Below are 18,212 nucleotides of genomic sequence, written 5' to 3'. Positions count from 1 at the left end.
GCACCCTTCAGCGTGAGTTGGAGGGTGTTTTTTTATGAATCGGGACTGATTCCGCTTCGACACTTTTTTCGGCGGACGATTTTGTTATAATGGACGAAGTGTAACGAAACGAATCATCAAAGGAGTTTAGACATAGATGAAATGGAAACAATTGATCATCCCAGCTCTCGCCGCGACAGTTTTTCTCGGCGGATGCTCCATGAAAATCCCGATGGGGGAAGAGGAAGTCACACCGACGGGCGAAGAGACGGCGGCTGAAGGGGTCACGCAAGCGATCGAAGCACGCGACTCGTATTATCAAATGGTCATTCCGTTCAAACCTGCCGCGGCCCGAGGCTTGGCGCAGCGCCAAGTGAGCTCGTCGCTCGAACTTGAAGAAGTCGAACTTGGACTCATGCGTCATTCGACCGGTGCATTCAAACCGGGGGACTATGCGTATCAAGAAGGACAGCTGTTGACGAGCGAAGACGTCTCGCGTCTGCTCAGTCGTAAAGACAAAACAGCAGAGGGGCTCGTTCCCCTCAACCCGTCGTACGCGAACGGCACAGCCGAAGTGGCCGAAACCAAGTTCGTCGAAGAGAACAAAAAGTCTCCGCTTTATTTGGCGTCTCTCGTCGAACAGAATTACATGACGAAGACAGATAGCGGTTATGAACTCGGTGGCGTCTCATTCGCTTTGATTTTGAACCAGGAGTATGTGTTCCAAGCGCCGAACTTTGGTCCCACGTACACGGAGAAGCTTGACGAGAAGAAAGTCATTGCCGAAGGCGAGCGTATGGCCAACGAACTTATCGCCCAGCTACGTAAGCGGGAAGACTTCAAAGATCTCGACATCAACGTCGCTCTCTATATGAAGGCACCACAAGGCTCCCCGACGCCTGGTAACTATGTCAAATCGGCATTCGTCGGTACGGCCGAAGAGGTGACAGCGAACGACTGGAAAGCCATCGACGAAACGTATTATTACTTCCCGTCCGCGAAAGCGACGACGGAAGTGCGCGATGACGCCCAAAAATTCTCACTCTTCAGCGACCGGATCGCCGATGTGTTCCCGGATTTCAGTGGGATGATTGGAAAAGGGTTTTATCAGAACGGGGAGTTGTCACGGATTGAAATCGACATTCCGATCCAGTTTTATAGCCGGGCCGAACTCGTCGGTTTCACTCAGCACGTCGTCGGTCTGCTCGAAAACCGATGGGAGTATAACCGGAACGTACCTGTACGCATTAACGTCACCTCGCTCGGTGGCAATCAGGAAGTGACCATCGTGTTCGAAGAGGACATGGATAGTCCAAAAGTGTATTTCTAATCAACAAGAGGGCTTCGTGATGAAACGAATGCCCTCTTTTTTTCGTATGACAAGTAACGAGGAAAATCTTTGACCTTCTTTGACCAAATCGGTAGAATAGACTTAACAGAATCGGGAAAGGGATAGGTGAGGTGAAACGAGATGGCAAAAAACTATTATGACGTCCTTGGCGTGCCTAAACAGGCATCCGACCAAGACATTAAACGAGCGTATCGAAAGCTGGCAAAACAATACCATCCGGACGTGAACAAAGACCCGGGTGCCCAAGACAAGTTCAAAGCGATTCAAGAGGCGTTTGACGTGTTGAGCGATCCTGACAAGAAAGCGAACTATGACCGTTACGGAAGTCCGGATGGGCCGACGTTCGGCGGAGGATACAGCGGCGATGGTTACGGGGAAGGGTCGGCCCAGTTCGAGGACTTGTTCCGTCAATTCGGCGGCGGATCACGGACGACATCGCGGACGTTCGGGTTCGAGGACATGTTCGGCAGCTTCTTTGACCAGTCGGTCGAGGAAGACCTCGATGAGACGGTCCGCGTCAATGTCCCGCTCAGTCAGTTGACGAGTGAGGCCAAAGTGAGCCTGCGCCTACAGACGGGAACGGTCAACGTCAAAATCCCGCAAGGCGCCCATGAAGGACAAAAGCTGCGGCTTAAAGGCAAAAGCAGTAAAGTCGGACAATCGGGCGATCGTGGCGACGTGTACGTCGAGCTCCACTTCACCGATGACGACACGTATCGGCGGGAAGGAGCGAACGTCATCACTGTCAAACGGTTGCGACCGCTCGCTTTCCTTGACGGTACGGAAGTCGTCGTGGCGACACTCGATGGCGGTCGGGTCAAACTAAAAGTCAAACCGGGATCACGTCCTGGTCAACGGATGCGCATCCCGGGACGCGGATTCATGACCGCCTCAAAAGTCCGGTCAGATCTGTTCGTCCAACTCGAAGTTGATTTGCCGCTAGACGCCGCCCACCGATCTGTTTACGAACAACTCGAGCGCTGAGCCTAAGGAGGAAGCAGAATGGATTTCAATCGATTTACCGATAAAGCACATGAAGGCATCGTCAGCTCGCAGGCACTTGCGAAACAGTACCACCATAGCGAGATGAACGAATGGCACGTCTTGGCGTCGATGATCTCACAAACGGACGGCATCGCGCCGCTCTTACTTCAAAAAATGGAACTGAGCGTCGCCGATATCGAGGCCGAGGTCGCGATGGCGCTCAAAAACGCACCGAAACTTCAAACGCCGCCGACGCCGATGATTTCAGCCTCGTTGTTGAACGTGTTGACGACGGCGGAACGTGAAGCGACAGGGATGAGTGATGAATACGTCTCGGTCGAGCACATCCTGCTCGGGATCGTCATGAACAAGAGTCAAGCGCAAAGCATGCTCGAGCGTAAAGGCGTAACCGAGGAGAGATTGCGTGAGGCACTCGTCGCCGTTCGCGGTAATCGACGGATCACGTCGAAATCACCGGAAGCGACATACGATGTCTTGACGAAGTACGGACGCGACTTGATTCAAGAAGTGAAGACCGGAAAAATCGATCCTGTCATCGGGCGCGATAGCGAGATTCGGCGTGTCATTCGCATTTTGAGCCGGAAGACGAAAAACAACCCGGTCTTGATTGGAGAACCAGGCGTCGGGAAAACGGCGATTGTCGAAGGGCTCGCCCAGCGCATCGTCCGCGGCGATGTTCCAGAGAGCTTGAAAGATAAGACGATTTTCAGTCTCGACATGAGTTCGCTCGTCGCCGGGGCCAAATATCGCGGCGAGTTCGAAGAGCGGCTCCAAGCTGTGTTGAACGAAGTGAAAGAAGCGGAAGGGAAAATCATCCTCTTCATCGATGAACTACACACAATCGTCGGGGCCGGCAAGTCCGAAGGGGCGATGGACGCCGGGAACATGCTCAAACCGATGCTCGCTCGCGGAGAGCTTCATTGTATCGGCGCGACGACGCTCGACGAATATCGGCAATATATCGAGAAAGATCCGGCGCTCGAGCGCCGCTTCCAACAAGTGATTGTCGATGAACCGGACGTCGAGGATACGGTGTCGATCTTACGTGGTTTGAAAGAGCGCTTCGAGATTCACCACGGGGTGCGGATTCACGATAACGCGCTCGTCGCGGCTGCCGTTTTATCGAACCGTTATATTACCGACCGGTTCATGCCGGACAAGGCGATCGACCTCGTCGACGAATCGTGCGCGATGATTCGGACGGAGATGGAGTCGATGCCGGCCGAGCTCGATGAACTCGTCCGTCGCGTCATGCAACTCGAGATCGAGGAGGCGGCTTTGAAGAAAGAGAGCGATGACGCCTCGAAGAAACGGCTCGACACACTGCAGCAAGAACTCGCCTCGATTCGCGAACAGTCGGACGCGCTCCGGCTCCGTTGGGAGAACGAGAAAGAGTCGACGCACCGCGTGCAACATATCCGTGGGGATTTAGAGAAAGTGAAACTCGAACTGCAAGAAGCCGAGAGCCGCTACGATTTGAACCGGGCCTCTGAACTCAAATATGGTCGTATCCCTGAACTCGAGCGCGAACTTGCGGAAGCGGAACGGCTTGCCGGGTCCGTGACGCGTGAACTCGTCCGCGAGGAAGTGACCGAGGAAGAAATCGCCGAGGTCGTCTCAAAATGGACGGGCATTCCCGTGACGAAATTGACCGAAGGCGAGCGGGATAAATTGCTCAATCTCGAGACGGTACTTCACCAACGCGTCTTCGGACAAGACGATGCAATTCGTCTCGTCAGTGATGCCGTCATTCGGGCTCGGGCGGGTATTAAAGATCCAAACCGCCCGATCGGTTCGTTCCTCTTCCTCGGACCGACTGGTGTCGGGAAGACCGAACTCGGAAAAGCGCTCGCCGAGGCGATGTTCGATTCGGAAGACCATATCGTTCGTCTCGACATGAGCGAATATATGGAGAAACATGCCGTGTCGCGTCTCGTCGGGGCGCCTCCCGGCTATATCGGTTATGAAGAGGGCGGTCAATTGACAGAAGCAGTCCGCCGCAACCCGTATTCGGTGCTCCTGCTCGACGAGGTCGAGAAAGCGCACGCCGATGTGTTCAACATCTTATTGCAACTGCTCGATGATGGACGCTTGACCGACTCGCATGGGCGTGTCGTCGACTTCAAAAACACGATCGTCATCATGACGTCGAACATTGGTGCCGACATCTTGCTCGAAGCGGCGAAAGACGGCATCATCGATGAGGCGGAAGAACGCCAAGTCATCGAGCGACTCCGTCGCCACTTCCGTCCCGAGTTTTTGAACCGGGTCGATGAGACGATTTTATTCCATCCGCTCACGCGTGCTCAAATCGGTCAAATCGTCGAGAAAGCGGTCGCGCGCATGGGCAGTCGCTTGACGTCGCGATCGATTCAAATCGAGATTACGGATGCCGCGAAAGTGTTCATCGCCGACGAGGCGTATGAGCCACAGTTCGGGGCCCGTCCGATCAACCGGTACGTGCAACGGACGATTGAGACGAAACTCGCCCGTAGCATTCTCGCCGGAGACATCGAGGACGGCCAGACAGTCGTCATCGATGTCGAGAACGACGAGTTGACGCTTCGTCCCGCGACGGTCACTCACTGAATAAGGAAAGAGCGCTGGCTGATGCCGGCGCTCTTTGTTTATGCAATTGGTTCGGGTTGATAGATGCAATACGGTTCCTCGGCCTTATAATCGCCGGTGACAGCATAAGCGCGGGCTCGAGAACCTCCGCACACGTAGCGATATTCACAGTAGCCGCATTTCCCATGGTGTGTATCGGGATCGCGCAGCGACTTGAAGACCGGGTGGTGCCGGTAAATCTCGGCGAGCGGTGTCTGTTTCACGTTGCCGCACGGGATCGGCAAGAAACCGGACGGCTGCACGTCGCCCGTATGCGAGATGAAGACGAAACCGTTCCCGTCATTCGTGCCGCGGGGTGCCTTGGCGAGATCGTCATGCGGATGGCCGATGGGCGACAATCCAACTTGTTTTCGTTTCAAGTTCTCTTGCCGGGCGATGCGCCGATAAAACTGCGCCTCGGTCGTTGAGATGATGAACGGGACGTGTTCTTGCAACGCGAACGCCCAGCGGAGCACATCTTCATGCCGTTCCGGTGAGATTGGCTGTAAGAGCGACCCGCGACCGGTCGGTACGAGGAAGAACAACGTCCACACCGAGACGCCGAGTTCACCGACGAGCTTGGCAATCTCCGGGAGTTGGTCGACGTTATATTCCGTGACCGTCGTGTTGATTTGGAATGACATCGCTTCTTCTCGGAAGTAAGAGATGCCGCGCAGTGTCCGCTCGAAACTGCCGCGCGTACCGCGGAAGTAGTCGTGCGACTTGGCGTCCGGCCCGTCGAGCGAGAACGCCCAACGTGTCAAACCGGCGTCTTTTGCCCGTTTGACGGCGTCATGGGTCACACGTGGTGTCGCCGAGGGGGTCATTGACACGCGCATGCCGAGCGAGGCGGCATATTCCGTCAACTCGAACAAGTCTTCGCGCATGAGCGGGTCGCCACCGGTGAAGACTAGAATCGGATTGTCCATCGCGTGGATGTCTCGGATGAGTGCTTTACCTTGCTCCGTATCGAGTTCACCCGGATACCGATGGAACTGGGCCTCGGCCCGGCAATGGACGCACGACAGCGCACAGGCGCGCGTTACTTCCCAGATGACGATGAACGGGTTCTCATTGTAATCGACTCGCTTCATACGGACGCCGCCTGTCTCGCCATTACCCGGGAGACGGCTTGTTTGGCCGAGTCGACGCAGTCTGGGAGACCAACGCCATGCAAGATGGCCCCGCATGCCTCGACCCCGTCGAGCGTGGACAACTGCTCTTCGAAGGCACGCACGTATTGTTTATGTCCGACCTCATATTGAGGCATCGTATCGATATGTCGCTCGACTTTCGTGAAAATCGGAGTACCGACGTGTTGAATTTTCCGAAGCTCACGCAGCGCGAAGTCGGCGATGGCCTCGTCTGACTCCGCCAACAAGGCGGGGACGAACGCAGAGCCGATGTAGACGCGTAATAGCGCTTTGTTTTCGGGCGCCATGTGCGGCCACTTCTTATGCATCCAACTGCAGGCCGTCAAGGCATTCCCTTCCGCTTTGGCGATGACGTAACCGGTCCCGTCGAGTGCCGCCACATCTTTCTCGTCGAACGCCGCGAGCACGGTGATGGAAGACGTTCGTTTCAACCCGGACAATGTTTCTGCTTCCGGGAGACCGAGAATCGGGCCGAGCATATCCGGTGAGGTCGCCAAAATGATGCCATCGAACGATTCGGTCATCCCGTTGGCAAGCGTGACTTCATGGGACCGGACCGATGCGACTTTTGTCTCTGTATAGAGGCGGTCGATCGACGGACGAAGCGCCTCGATAAGGACGCCGAGACCTTGCCTGAGCGATAGGAATTTCCCGGATTCACGAGGTTTGACGCCGGCTTGAACGGGCGGGGTCAATGCTTTCATGCCGAGAATCAGGCTGCGTGTTTTCTGTTCAATCGTGATAAACTGAGGGAAAGTAGACTCGATGCTCATATCGTCGAGCGTCCCGTTGTAAATCCCCGAGAGAAGCGGTTCAATCATCGCATCGACGACTTCGGATCCGAGCCGGGTTCGGAAAAAATTGTCGAGCGAGATGTCGGTTCCCGTGTAGACGCGTGGAAGCACCAGGTCCATCCCGGCCCGAAGCTTGCCACGCCACGTGAACAGGTCGGTCTTGACCATCGGCCAAAACTTGGTCGGGATGCCCATGACCGATCCGTCCGGCATTTGTCGAAGCTGTTGACGGACATAAATATACGATGTTCCGGTCATCGATCGGACGAGATCATCGTCGAGTCCGAGCTCGGTGATCAGTTCGGTCAAGGTCGGTTTTCGGGCCATGTATCCGTCCGGTCCGCATTCTAAGACGAAGCCGTTTCGATAGACGGTCTTGATTTTACCGCCGACTCGATCGCTCGCTTCGTACAAGGTGACGTGCGCCCCGGCTTGTTTCGCGTAATAAGCGGCAGCCATACCTGTGATTCCTCCACCGATAATTGCAATCTTGTTCAATCGATTCACCCATTTCTATGTAGTGTTCTCCTAACGGTACCGAGAATATCGATGTAGACATAGGATAAGTCTCACGTGGTTCTAGACAAATTTGTCACGAATGGGAAGGAGAGGCTCCATATGGTTTGGTTCGGTATAACGGCGACGATCGTCGTGGTCGGGATTATCGCTTTCATCGCTTCGATGAATCGACACGGGGAGAAGCTCGAAGGGGATGAAGACAACCCGTCGGTCCTTTGGGCCGATGAGGAATGGTATAAACCAGAAAAAGAAGACGGGCCACTTGATGGTTAACCGTCTTGGAATATGATAAGATGACCCGGTTGAAAACTATCGGACACGAGGTGATTGGATGAACGTATTGGAACAACAGTTGGCGCATTTGGTCGACGAGTGTCGTCCGTATACAGCACAAGGAAAAGTTGCCGACTACATTCCTGAGCTCGCGCATGTACAGGACGATTTGCTCGGTGTGGCGATTTGCCTGCCTGATGGTTCATATATACATGCGGGGGACGTCCATCATAAATTTACGATTCAAAGCGTCTCGAAGGCGTTGACGCTCTGTTACGTCTTGATGGAATTTGGGGAAGATTACGTGTTTTCGAAAGTCGGGATGGAACCGACAGGCGACGCGTTCAACTCGATTGCCAAGCTTGAAGAGACAGTGCCATCGAAGCCGCTCAATCCGATGATCAACGCGGGGGCACTCGCTGTCACGAGCATGATCTTAGGGGACACGGCGGAACTGAAGATTTATCAGTTTCGCCAGTTTTTGGCGACGTTGCTTGACGTCCCGGTCGAGGAAATCACGTACAACGAAAAAGTCGCCCGCTCGGAATACGAGACGACCGACTTGAACCGGGCCTTGCTCTATTTCATGCGCCATCACGGAATCGTCGAGGGCGATGTTGATGAAATCATCGATGTGTACACGAAACAGTGTGCGATTGAGATTGACTGTTTTGACCTGGCCCGTATCGGTCGGATCCTGTCCGGTAATGGGGAAGACCCGGTCACAGGTGAGGAACTGATTCCGCGTCGCGTCGTCCGGATCGTCAAAGCGATCATGACGACGTGCGGCATGTACGATGCGTCTGGAGAATTTGCTGTCCGTGTCGGGCTCCCAGGAAAAAGCGGGGTGTCGGGTGCGATTCTCGCGACCGGTAAACATGAGCTCGGCCTGAGTGATGTCGGCTTCGGGATTTTCGGACCGGCCCTCGATTCGAAAGGGAACTCGATTGCCGGAATGAAACTACTCGAACTGCTCGTCGAGCGTTACACGTCCCGCTAAAGTTGGAGGGCGTTGACTGATTCGTTGAGCCGGCTCTGTAGCTCGTGCAAGACTTGTTCGTAATCATCGGTCAGCGTGGCCGGTGGAGTGAACTCCGTCCAACGTAGCAAGAGTTGATGCCGATCGTTCATATCGCCAAGCTCGGTCTGGAGCCGTTTCAGCTTTTGGATTTGATCTTTTGAAGCGCTCTCCTCGTAGTTCAACAAGTATTCGTTTAAATAGCGCTCGCGCTTCACGGCAAGCCTGACTTTGTGGAGCGTTTCGAGCCGGTCGGACATCTCCGTCGCGTCTCGATGCGTCTCGATGCGTCGTTTACGCTCACTCCTCGCTTTATCGATAAATGACGCGGCGTCCTGCTTTTTGAAGGCACGGAACAACTGTCCGCCGATAAAGCGACGAACTTGTTGGTCGAGCGAGGGGGTCATCTTTTCAGTGACGCGCGTATTTAACATCGTTCGGTCTTTGGCGCGGCTCGCTTCTACGTGTTCGGCGAAAGCCTGATCGAGCTTGGTCTCGACGGCGAGCCCTTCGAGAAGAACGTCCCCGTCACGCACTGCGCCGAGCGCATCCATCAACTGTTTTAACTGGCGATAGGTGGAAGGTTTCGTATCGTACAGGTGCATGAACGTCAATAGTTTCCGAAGGTGGACCCGCGCTTGGTGGATGTCTTCGCTGTTTTGGAACGTGAGCGCCTCGGTCATATAATGATTGAACGTATTCCACGTCTCCAAAAGCTCATATTTTAGTTTCTCCGCATTCCGTTGATTCATTCTAATTTTTCCTTTCTGAAATGAGATGAGGTTGTCCATGTATCAAACACATTCACTTAATGAAAAAATTAAACTGTTCTTCACCATCTTCTTCCCGATTTTGGTGACACAAGTATCCTTTTACTTAATCAGCTTTTTTGACACGGTCATGTCAGGCCGGGCCGGTGCCGTCGATTTGGCCGGCGTCGGTGTCGGTTCAAGTCTATGGATGCCAGTCTATACGGGGCTAAGCGGGATTTTGCTCGCTGTCGCACCGATTGTCGCGCAGGCGCTCGGAGCCCGTAATATCCAACAGATTCAACGCACACTGTATCAAGGGGTATACTTAGCGATCGGACTGAGCGTCGCGACGCTCGTGCTCGGCTTCCTTCTCGTCCCGACGGCTGTTGACGGCATGGGACTGAGCGAGGAAGGGAAACGGATTGCCAAAGGGTATTTGCTCGCCCTCGGATTCGGGGTGTTGCCGATGTTCTTGTTCAACGTGCTGCGCACGCTCATGGACTCACTCGGCAAAACGCGAATCTCGATGCTGCTTATACTATTAGGGTTACCCATTAACGTCGGGTTAAACTACATCTTCATCTTTGGAAAACTCGGAGTCCCGGCGTATGGCGGTGTCGGTGCGGGAATCGCCTCGGCCATCACGTATTGGTTGCTCTTCTTTATGGCGTTCGCGTTCGTTCGGAACGGCAAGCCGTTCCTCGAATATCGCTTCCTGCGGTCGGTGGAACGTGTCATGTGGCCGAGACAAAAAGAGTTGCTCAAGCTCGGCACGCCGATTGGTCTCGCCATTTTCGCCGAAGTGAGCATCTTTGCCGCGGTGACGTTGCTCTTGAGTGAATACGGCGATAATATCGTCGCCGCCCACCAAGCGGCGATCAACTTCGCGTCATTCGTCTACATGTTGCCGTTGTCGGCATCGAGCGCGCTGACGATCGTCGTCGGCTATGAGCTCGGGGCCCGGCGGCTGAAGGATGCCGTGCGCTATGCCAAAATCGGCATCGTCCTTTGTCTCGGTGTATCGTTGTTCTCAGGAGCGCTTCTGTTTTGGCAAAATGAACGGGTTGCTGCCATCTATACGAATGATGCGGCCGTCGTGGAACTCGCGGCTCACTTCATGATTTTTGCGGTCTTCTTCCAATTATCGGATGCGGTCGCCGCCCCGATTCAAGGGATTTTGCGCGGGTTCAAAGACGTCAACGTGACGCTCATCTTGTCGCTCATCGCCTATTGGGTCATCGGTCTCCCGCTCGGCTATGCGCTCGCCGAACAGTTCGGCTTCGGACCGGACGGTTATTGGATTGGGTTGATTGCGGGTCTAGCGGCCGGAGCCGTGTTGCTCGTCATGCGTCTCATCCATATCGTCAAACGATATGAGCCTAAACCACTCACGAACGAAACATCCTAACCGAGAAAGGTTGACGTTACGACGTCAGCCTTTTTGTTGTTTGAGGGAGAAACAGGACGGGCAAAGGATGGGGGAAATGGCGTTTAACTGTTAATTAAATTGGTCTATACAACTATACTGATTTTTGATATGATAACGATGAAGCTACTTGAAGAAAGGTGGATGACCGATTATGGTGATCATCAATGCACATATCGTTTCGGGGGACAACACGTGGGAACGAGGCTATATCCGGTTCGATGGCACGACGATTGTGAGCGTCGGTGCGATGGAGGACTATCAGGCAGGAACAGATTCAGAGCTCGACGTGCGCGGGGCGCTCGTGACGCCAGGAATGATTGACGTCCACATCCACGGCGGTTACGACGTCGATACGATGGATGCGGATGTGGACCGACTCCGTCACCTCAGCCATTCGATGTTCGCAGAAGGCGTGACGTCTTATTTTGCGACGACGATTACGCAGTCACCTGCTGCCATCACGAAGGCGTTGCAATCAGCCCGGACCGTCATCGAGGCGGGAGACACGTCACTCGTCGGCATCCATCTAGAGGGACCGTTCGTCAACGTCGATAACGCTGGCGCACAGCCGGCAGAATATATTATCGATCCCGACGCGGAACAGTTCCGGACGTGGCAACAGGAGGCAGGCGGACACATTCGTCTCGTCACATATGCCCCTGAACGTCCTGGGGCACGTGAACTCGAACGAGTGATGCGTGAGACCGGGGCGATCGGGTCGACCGGACACACGAACGCCACGTTCGCCGAGAACAAGGAAGCGAACGTCAAACACGCGACGCACTTATACAATCAGATGCGCGGACTTCACCATCGGGAACCGGGGACGGTCGGCTATTGTTTATTGGAGCGTGACGTCATGGTCGAAATCATTCCAGACGGGATTCACAGCCGTCACGAGATGGTCGACTTCGCCTATCGCATGAAAGGGGCGGACGGTCTCGTCGTCATCACGGACGCGATGCGCGCCAAAGGGCTTCCGGACGGTCGCTATGAACTAGGAGGCCAACCGGTCATCGTTGCGGACGGGGCAGCTCGCCTTGAAGCTGGAAACTTGGCAGGTAGCGTCTTGACGATGGACGCGGCATTTCGAAATGTGGTGACGTTCACAGGGTGTACGTTACCGGAGGCTGTGAAGATGACGTCAACGAACCAAGCGCGTGAATTCGGATTGACGAAAAAAGGGTCGATTGCGGCCGGATTTGATGCGGACCTCGTCATTTGGGACGATACGCTGTCGGTCACGACGACGATTCATCAAGGACGCGTCGCTTATTCGAAGGAGGATATGACATGAACATATTAGTCGCGAAAACGCCGACAGATGCAGAAACCATCGCTTATACGCTCATCACTGAACGATTGGCCGGGAAACGGGAGTTCGTGCTCGGACTTGCGACCGGCAGCACGCCGGTCGGCATGTATGAGATGTTCAAACGTGACGCGCTCGACTGCAGTCATGTGACGAGCGTCAATTTAGATGAATACATTGGACTCGCACCGAGCCATCCGCAAAGTTATCATCATTTCATGGAAGAGAAGCTGTTCCATGACGTCCCGTTCAAAGAGAGCCATGTGCCTCGTGGTGACGCAGCCGATCCGGAAGCGGAAGCGGGCCGCTACGAACAACTCGTTCGATCAATCGGGGTCGATCTTCAATTGCTCGGTATCGGGGAAAACGGACATATCGCCTTCAATGAGCCGGGGACGGCGCTCGATGCGAAGACGCACGTGATCGAGCTGACCGAATCGACGCGGGAAGCGAACCGTCGTTTCTTTGATACGATTGAGGAAGTACCGACGCATGCTATCACGATGGGGCTCGATACGATCATGAACGCACGCGAAATTGTTCTCGTGGCGACAGGTACTCGAAAAGCAGAAGCGGTTCACCATATGATTGAGAGCGTACCGACAATCGAGTGGCCGGCCTCCATCTTACAGGCGCATCCGAGCGTCACGATCGTGCTCGACGCCGAGGCGGCGTCCGGATGTAGTGACGTGTTACAAGCACGCGGCAGCGAAGCGGGCGACCGATTCTTTTCAATCCGTGCTTAACGACCTGGGGACAAACGTCTCCAGGTTTTTTTGTCGTCAACTGTGGGAAATTGTATGGAAATGGTTTTGTAATCAAAACGTTTTCGACAAAAGTCGAGGATTCCTCTATAATAGGTGAAGCTCATATCAATCGACCGTGAAGGAGAAAATCATGAATTCAAGAACCCAGGCTCGTAGACGTCGCAAAGGCCCGTCTGCGTTTTATAAGCTGTTCAGCGCCCTCGTATTGATCGCCGTCATCGTTGGCTCGAGCATGTATGGGACAGCGTTTTATCAAGCACATAACATGTTGTCCGGTACGCAAGTGACACTTGAGGATGATCCGACCCTCGAACCGACCCGATTCGATAAAGAGGATACCGAGAGCTTCCTCGTGCTCGGAACGGACTTGTCGCCGCAAAAGAAAGCGCGCGGTGAGTATGGTCGTTCAGATGTCATGATCGTCGTCATCTTGAATAAGAAGAACAAACAGACGACGATGCTAAGCATCCCGCGCGACTCGTACGTCAATATCGACTACACGGGCTTTAACATCCCATATGGTAAGACCGGTCTCGATCAAGATAAGATTACGCATGCGTATTACTTCGGATCGATGGACGAATCGAACCCGAACAACGGGATGCGGATGGCGACGAATACGATTGAGGATCTAGTCGGTATCGACATCGATCACGTCGTCTCGCTCAACTTCCAAGGGTTCGTCGACTTTATCGATGCCGTCGGCGGCGTCGAAATCGATGTCCCGTTCTCGTCTGAACAAAACAGTTATGACGCTTCTCGCGAAGTCGTTCAAGTCGAAGCAGGGCTGCAACAGTTGTCAGGTGAAGAGGCACTCGCTTACGTCAGGAACCGCTATGATGACCCGCGTGGGGATATCGGACGCGGACAGCGCCAGATGGAAGTGATCAATGCGGTCCTTGACCAAGCGCTCGGCACATCGCTCATCAACAACTACGACAAAGTGTTGAAAGCGGTCGGTGACAACATGCAGACGACGCTCGGTCCGAACGATTATATGCGTTTGATTGAAGACATCGGTGCCCTCAACAACACGGTCCAATATCAGTTGACCGGTGAAGGGGCCCGCGGCAATGACGGTCATTTCTATTACTTCTTGAACGAGCCGTTGCTCGAAGAAGTCCGTTATCGCGTCCAACAGGCCGATGCGGGCAATGAAGTGGAACCGATGACCGATACAGAGCTCGAAACGTATATGTACGACCCAGCTGGAATCACATACGAAGCACAATAAAAAATGGTTTGCCGTCCGCGGCAAACCATTTTTTACGTCCGGTCCATGGCCACGGTGAACGAGTAGGCGTCACCACGGAACAAGGAGCGGCTATATTCGAACATGTCCCCATTTTCGAGATACGTTCGTTGATCAATCAATAGGACAGGAGCGTTTGGAGAAATCGTCAACAACGTTGCGTCCTCAAGTCCCGCACTCCGTGCTTCGAGCGTTTGGGTCGCGTTTTTCAGCCGAAGGCCGGACTGCTCGGCAAACTCGTAAATCGAGCCGATGGCATCCGTCTCGGTCAAGTCCGGCAATAAGGCGACCGGGATGTACGCCGTCTCGAGGGCGAGAACTTGTTCATCGGCGAGCCGCAAGCGGCGCATCTCATAGACGGGGGTATCGAGGGACACGCTCAACTTTTGAGCGATTTTTGCCGGGGCCGGGATGGTCTGGAACGATAATAGGCGACTGAACGGACGCATGCCCCGATGTTTGATTTCTTCGGAGAAACTCGTCAATCCGGATAAGGCCATCGTGATTTTCTTATTGGCGACAAACGTTCCCCGGCCTTTTTGCCGGCTCAAATAACCGGCGTTGACCAAGTTGGTGATCGCTTGACGGACCGTCATCCGACTGACGTTATAGCGCTCGGAAAACTCTCGTTCGGACGGAATCGATTCACCGGGTTGGAGAATGCCGGCATCTATTTGTTGCTTTAAATAGGCTTCAATTTGATAATAAATAGGTAGCGGTGATTGTTTATCAATCTGTAACATGCATATCGCTCCTGACTTCAAAAGTAAGTGTTTCTTATTATAGACTAAATTAGACTAGTTGTCTGAACATATCCTACAGAAAAGGCGGCGACAGCAATGAATCCATGGCAATTTGAAACGACGGTGACCGAGACCCGCACCGATGCGCGCGGAACGTGGGTTGCGCTTGAATCAACGTTATTTTATGCGGAAGGAGGAGGCCAACCGCCTGACGCCGGTACACTCACCGGCGAGCCCGTGCTCGATGTGCAACAGGTCGATGACGTCGTTTGGCACTTGCTTGAACAGGAACTCGAACGTGGAGCGCGTGTGACCGGCGTCGTCGATGAGGCGGTCCGTCGCGACCATTCGATCCAACATACGACTCAACATGTGTTGACGGCCTTATTAGAAGACGAGTACGGCATTCAGACGTTAAGCTTTGGCATCGGACAAGAAGAATCGTCGCTTGAAATCGGGACAGAGACGTTCGATTGGATTCAAATCGAGTCGTTAGAACGAGACGTGCAACGCATCATCTTTGAAAACCGTCCCGTCTCCACATACGAACTCGCGTCTGAAGAGGTCGAGGTCGCACGGTTACGTAAACCGACCGATCGCACCGGGATGGTTCGGATCGTCGACATCGACGGCCTCGATTACAACGCGTGTGGCGGGACACATGTCGAGGCGACCGGTCAACTCGGGATCGTCCACGTGACCTCGATGAAGAAAGTCCGCGGGAACGTCCGTCTGACCTATGTCGCCGGTCACCGTGCTTTGTCCGCCATCCATTCGTCGCGAACCGCATTACGGACGATTCATCAAACGTTATCGACGACGAACGAGACGGTCGCTGCCCGCGTGATCGAGGAACGTAATCTTCGTCTAGAGCGGGACAAGGAAGTGAAAGCGCTCGAGGCACGGGTGGCGAAAGCGAAAGTCGCTGCCTTTTTGCAAGAAGACAATTATGTCATCACCCACATTGGCAAGACGGAAGCGGAGACGTTGACGACGACGATCGTCGAGCGCATCGCCGCGACGGGCCGGATTGCCGTCGGGGCAAACCACTCGGGACAAAAGTTGTGGCTCATGCATGACGGGACGCATGACATCGCCATCGGTAAATTTTTGAAACGGACGCTCGATGACCTCGGCATCGGTCGTGGCGGCGGTAGCCATAAACAAGCCCAAGCCCGCTTCGAATCGGTCAGCGAGTTGGAGCGCGCGACGGCAGAAATCGTGAAACGGCTTCAGGAAGGAATGGTATCATGTTGAAGATTGAACACGGCACGGAAGCAGAACTGATTGAACAGGCACGGGTTGTGCGAGCGACGGTGTTTATTCACGAGCAAGGCATCGACCCTGACCTCGAGTATGACGAGCTCGACCCAGATTGCATCCATTTCGTGGGGACAGTGAAAGGTGAGCCCGTGACGACGGCGCGTCTGCGTCCAATCGGCGATGGGATTGGGAAAGTGGAGCGAGTCGCCACACTCGCCACGAAACGCGGCAACGGATACGCCAAGGACATCATGCTCGCGATTGAATCTGTCGCACGGACAAGCGAGTTACACGAGCTCAAACTAGGGGCCCAACTGACAGCGCTCCCGTTCTATGAGCGGCTCGGGTATGAGGCGTACGGCGATGAATTTTTAGACGCGGACATTCCACATCGAATGATGCATAAGGTGTGGTGACCATTATTTGAAATTTTGCTTTTTTCTAAAAAAAGGTTGGCAAGCCGGGAAGCATTTGTTATAACTAAAACTAACAACTGACAGATAGAGGTTGCGAATGACATGAGTACGCTTGATCGACACGGACGCATTCCGGATCGAGCCGAAAGGGGAATTTCGCCGAAGTCGACGTTCGCATGCGTACGAACGAAGGCTGGGGTAGTCGTGAATAACGCCTACACTGCCATGGATGAAATGCCATGGAGCGCTATCTACGGAACGATTTTTTAATCGTTTTTCAACTGCGCGTACAAGCGGCAGACCGTAGGGAGAGTGCTTCCTACCGGTCTGCCGTTTTTTCTGTTGGTGGACATCATGAAAGTGGGGAACCTGATGACAACCGTATTGAAATTTGGAGGTAGCTCCGTTGCCACGATTGAACAACTCCAAGCCATTTCTGAATATTTACAGACACGGGCCGCGGCTGGAGAAAAGCTTGTCGTCGTCGTTTCCGCGATGGGGAAGACAACCGACTCGCTCTTGTCACTCGCCAAACAAATCACGGAACGCCCGATGATTCGCGAACTGGACCGCTTGCTCGCGGTCGGTGAGGAACAGACGATCAGTCTGCTCAGCATCGCCTTGAACTCACGAGGCGTCGCCGCCATCTCGCTCACCGGCCAACAAGCCGGAATCGACACGATGGGGATTCACACGAAAAGTAAAATCAAGGCGATTCGCAAAGAAGTGCTCGAAGAGAAGTTGCGGACATATGACGTCGTCATCGTCGCCGGCTTCCAAGGCGTCAATGAGTTCGGTGATGTGACGACGCTCGGACGAGGTGGATCGGATACGACCGCCGTCGCCTTGGCCGCTGTCCTTAGCAAACGTTGTGAAATCTACACGGATGTCGCCGGCGTCTACACGGCTGACCCGCGCATCCATAAAGCAGCACGCCGGCTAGATACCGTCTCGTACGACGAGATGATGGAGATGAGTGCACTTGGGTCGAAAGTGATGGAGATGCGTAGCGTCGAGCTTGCGAAAAAATTTGATGTGAACATCTTTGTAGGAAAGACGCTTGCGAGCGAAGGAGGAACATGGATCATGGATATGACACAGGCGATGGAACAAAAAGCGGTGACGAGCGTGAGCGTCGTGAAGAACGTGCTCAGCGTATCGATTAAACATATTCCACATTCGGTGGCAGGAGTCGCCGACATTTTCGAGAAGTTGTCACAGCGTCATGTCAATATCGATATGATCAGTCAGACGGCGTTCGACGGGGAAGTGTTCTTATCGTTCACGTGTCCGCTCGATGAAGAGGCGTTTCTCGAAGAGGCGCTCGCGGAATTGACCGAGACGTTCCCACAAATCAAAATCGACCGTCATACCGAGCATGCCAAAATCTCTGTCGTCGGCATCGGCATGCGTGACGCGACCGGGGTAGCCGCCGAGTTGTTCGCCACGTTCCGCGAGAGCGGGATTCCATTCTATCAAGTCACGACATCCGAGATCAGCATCTCGTACACGATTAACGAACAAGACGTCGAAGCAGCCGTCGCGGCCATCGCGACCCGCTTCAAGTTATAAGGAGGA

The 18,212-nt window shown here is 54.1% G+C and carries 16 protein-coding genes and 1 riboswitch; of the genes, 12 read left to right on the top strand and 4 right to left on the bottom strand.

Annotated features, from left to right (window positions below):
• Positions 1 to 136: 136 nt before the first annotated feature.
• The 3 genes from EVJ33_RS11605 (at position 137) to clpB (ending at position 4,924) form a co-directional block, all read left to right on the top strand.
• The gene (locus tag EVJ33_RS11605; protein WP_131437301.1) at positions 137 to 1,309 is read left to right on the top strand and encodes a CamS family sex pheromone protein; all 1,173 of its coding nucleotides are present in this window, start codon (positions 137 to 139) and stop codon (positions 1,307 to 1,309) included.
• A 141-nt stretch (positions 1,310 to 1,450) separates the two neighbouring features.
• Positions 1,451 to 2,314 (top strand): DnaJ C-terminal domain-containing protein, encoded by an 864-nt coding sequence (locus EVJ33_RS11600; RefSeq protein ID WP_131437299.1) that lies wholly within the window; start codon positions 1,451 to 1,453, stop codon positions 2,312 to 2,314.
• Between the two features lie 18 nt (positions 2,315 to 2,332).
• Positions 2,333 to 4,924, top strand: a complete 2,592-nt coding sequence (gene clpB / locus EVJ33_RS11595; RefSeq protein WP_131437297.1) for an ATP-dependent chaperone ClpB — start codon at positions 2,333 to 2,335, stop codon at positions 4,922 to 4,924.
• A 38-nt stretch (positions 4,925 to 4,962) separates the two neighbouring features.
• Here the strand turns inward: clpB and EVJ33_RS11590 are convergent, their stop codons facing one another.
• A complete protein-coding gene (locus EVJ33_RS11590; RefSeq protein WP_131437295.1) occupies positions 4,963 to 6,036 on the bottom strand; it encodes a TIGR04053 family radical SAM/SPASM domain-containing protein in 1,074 nt (357 codons plus the stop codon).
• Positions 6,033 to 7,397: a protoporphyrinogen oxidase gene (gene hemG / locus EVJ33_RS11585; RefSeq protein WP_131437293.1), complete on the bottom strand. Its 1,365-nt coding sequence runs from the start codon at positions 7,395 to 7,397 to the stop codon at positions 6,033 to 6,035. Before hemG ends, EVJ33_RS11590 begins: the two co-directional genes overlap by 4 nt.
• A 111-nt stretch (positions 7,398 to 7,508) precedes the next feature.
• Between hemG and EVJ33_RS15565 the strand changes: the two genes are divergently transcribed.
• The gene (locus EVJ33_RS15565) at positions 7,509 to 7,682 is read left to right on the top strand and encodes a hypothetical protein (protein ID WP_201739706.1); all 174 of its coding nucleotides are present in this window, start codon (positions 7,509 to 7,511) and stop codon (positions 7,680 to 7,682) included.
• Positions 7,683 to 7,740: 58 nt separating this feature from the next.
• Positions 7,741 to 8,682, top strand: a complete 942-nt coding sequence (gene glsA / locus EVJ33_RS11580; RefSeq protein ID WP_034781271.1) for a glutaminase A — start codon at positions 7,741 to 7,743, stop codon at positions 8,680 to 8,682.
• On the opposite strand, the gene EVJ33_RS11575 is transcribed toward glsA, so the two are convergent.
• Positions 8,679 to 9,452 (bottom strand): CHAD domain-containing protein, encoded by a 774-nt coding sequence (locus EVJ33_RS11575; RefSeq protein ID WP_131437291.1) that lies wholly within the window; start codon positions 9,450 to 9,452, stop codon positions 8,679 to 8,681. The two genes, glsA and EVJ33_RS11575, sit on opposite strands and share 4 nt — an antisense overlap.
• Positions 9,453 to 9,489: 37 nt before the next feature.
• Here EVJ33_RS11575 and EVJ33_RS11570 point away from each other — a divergent pair, with 37 nt between their 5' ends.
• The 4 genes from EVJ33_RS11570 (at position 9,490) to EVJ33_RS11555 (ending at position 14,194) form a co-directional block, all read left to right on the top strand.
• Positions 9,490 to 10,860: an MATE family efflux transporter gene (locus EVJ33_RS11570; RefSeq protein ID WP_131437289.1), complete on the top strand. Its 1,371-nt coding sequence runs from the start codon at positions 9,490 to 9,492 to the stop codon at positions 10,858 to 10,860.
• Positions 10,861 to 11,032: 172 nt separating this feature from the next.
• The gene (gene nagA / locus EVJ33_RS11565) at positions 11,033 to 12,178 is read left to right on the top strand and encodes an N-acetylglucosamine-6-phosphate deacetylase (RefSeq protein ID WP_131437287.1); all 1,146 of its coding nucleotides are present in this window, start codon (positions 11,033 to 11,035) and stop codon (positions 12,176 to 12,178) included.
• A complete protein-coding gene (gene nagB, locus EVJ33_RS11560; protein ID WP_131437285.1) occupies positions 12,175 to 12,939 on the top strand; it encodes a glucosamine-6-phosphate deaminase in 765 nt (254 codons plus the stop codon). Before nagA ends, nagB begins: the two co-directional genes overlap by 4 nt.
• Before the next feature lie 151 nt (positions 12,940 to 13,090).
• Positions 13,091 to 14,194, top strand: a complete 1,104-nt coding sequence (locus tag EVJ33_RS11555; RefSeq protein ID WP_131437283.1) for an LCP family protein — start codon at positions 13,091 to 13,093, stop codon at positions 14,192 to 14,194.
• 32 nt (positions 14,195 to 14,226) lie between these two features.
• Here the strand turns inward: EVJ33_RS11555 and EVJ33_RS11550 are convergent, their stop codons facing one another.
• Positions 14,227 to 14,955 carry a GntR family transcriptional regulator gene (locus EVJ33_RS11550; protein ID WP_131437281.1) on the bottom strand — a complete coding sequence of 243 codons (729 nt, stop codon included), beginning with the start codon at positions 14,953 to 14,955 and terminating at the stop codon, positions 14,227 to 14,229.
• 96 nt (positions 14,956 to 15,051) lie between these two features.
• Between EVJ33_RS11550 and EVJ33_RS11545 the strand changes: the two genes are divergently transcribed.
• From EVJ33_RS11545 to EVJ33_RS11535, 3 genes are all read left to right on the top strand, one after another.
• Positions 15,052 to 16,212 (top strand): alanine--tRNA ligase-related protein, encoded by a 1,161-nt coding sequence (locus EVJ33_RS11545; RefSeq protein ID WP_131437279.1) that lies wholly within the window; start codon positions 15,052 to 15,054, stop codon positions 16,210 to 16,212.
• Positions 16,206 to 16,634, top strand: a complete 429-nt coding sequence (locus tag EVJ33_RS11540) for a GNAT family N-acetyltransferase (protein ID WP_131437277.1) — start codon at positions 16,206 to 16,208, stop codon at positions 16,632 to 16,634. Before EVJ33_RS11545 ends, EVJ33_RS11540 begins: the two co-directional genes overlap by 7 nt.
• 77 nt (positions 16,635 to 16,711) lie before the next feature.
• Positions 16,712 to 16,892: riboswitch (Lysine riboswitch) on the top strand.
• 114 nt (positions 16,893 to 17,006) lie between these two features.
• The gene (locus EVJ33_RS11535; RefSeq protein ID WP_131437275.1) at positions 17,007 to 18,206 is read left to right on the top strand and encodes an aspartate kinase; all 1,200 of its coding nucleotides are present in this window, start codon (positions 17,007 to 17,009) and stop codon (positions 18,204 to 18,206) included.
• The last annotated feature ends 6 nt before the right edge of the window (positions 18,207 to 18,212 follow it).

Source organism: Exiguobacterium sp. SL-10 (genome assembly GCF_004337025.1).
Classification (GTDB): Bacteria; Bacillota; Bacilli; order Exiguobacteriales; family Exiguobacteriaceae; genus Exiguobacterium.
This window is presented reverse-complemented; position numbering and strand designations above follow the sequence as displayed.

Excerpts from the sequence above, each read along its gene's own strand:
- nagB (WP_131437285.1), top strand. The coding sequence starts at position 12,175 with ATGAACATATTAGTCGCGAAAACGCCGACAGATGCAGAAACCATCGCT.
- EVJ33_RS11600 (WP_131437299.1), top strand. The coding sequence starts at position 1,451 with ATGGCAAAAAACTATTATGACGTCCTTGGCGTGCCTAAACAGGCATCC.
- EVJ33_RS11540 (WP_131437277.1), top strand. The coding sequence starts at position 16,206 with ATGTTGAAGATTGAACACGGCACGGAAGCAGAACTGATTGAACAGGCA.
- clpB (WP_131437297.1), top strand. The coding sequence starts at position 2,333 with ATGGATTTCAATCGATTTACCGATAAAGCACATGAAGGCATCGTCAGC.
- EVJ33_RS11590 (WP_131437295.1), bottom strand. The coding sequence starts at position 6,036 with ATGAAGCGAGTCGATTACAATGAGAACCCGTTCATCGTCATCTGGGAA.
- EVJ33_RS11605 (WP_131437301.1), top strand. The coding sequence starts at position 137 with ATGAAATGGAAACAATTGATCATCCCAGCTCTCGCCGCGACAGTTTTT.
- EVJ33_RS11575 (WP_131437291.1), bottom strand. The coding sequence starts at position 9,452 with ATGAATCAACGGAATGCGGAGAAACTAAAATATGAGCTTTTGGAGACG.
- EVJ33_RS11570 (WP_131437289.1), top strand. The coding sequence starts at position 9,490 with ATGTATCAAACACATTCACTTAATGAAAAAATTAAACTGTTCTTCACC.
- EVJ33_RS11545 (WP_131437279.1), top strand. The coding sequence starts at position 15,052 with ATGAATCCATGGCAATTTGAAACGACGGTGACCGAGACCCGCACCGAT.
- EVJ33_RS15565 (WP_201739706.1), top strand. The coding sequence starts at position 7,509 with ATGGTTTGGTTCGGTATAACGGCGACGATCGTCGTGGTCGGGATTATC.
- glsA (WP_034781271.1), top strand. The coding sequence starts at position 7,741 with ATGAACGTATTGGAACAACAGTTGGCGCATTTGGTCGACGAGTGTCGT.
- EVJ33_RS11550 (WP_131437281.1), bottom strand. The coding sequence starts at position 14,955 with ATGTTACAGATTGATAAACAATCACCGCTACCTATTTATTATCAAATT.
- EVJ33_RS11535 (WP_131437275.1), top strand. The coding sequence starts at position 17,007 with ATGACAACCGTATTGAAATTTGGAGGTAGCTCCGTTGCCACGATTGAA.
- nagA (WP_131437287.1), top strand. The coding sequence starts at position 11,033 with ATGGTGATCATCAATGCACATATCGTTTCGGGGGACAACACGTGGGAA.
- EVJ33_RS11555 (WP_131437283.1), top strand. The coding sequence starts at position 13,091 with ATGAATTCAAGAACCCAGGCTCGTAGACGTCGCAAAGGCCCGTCTGCG.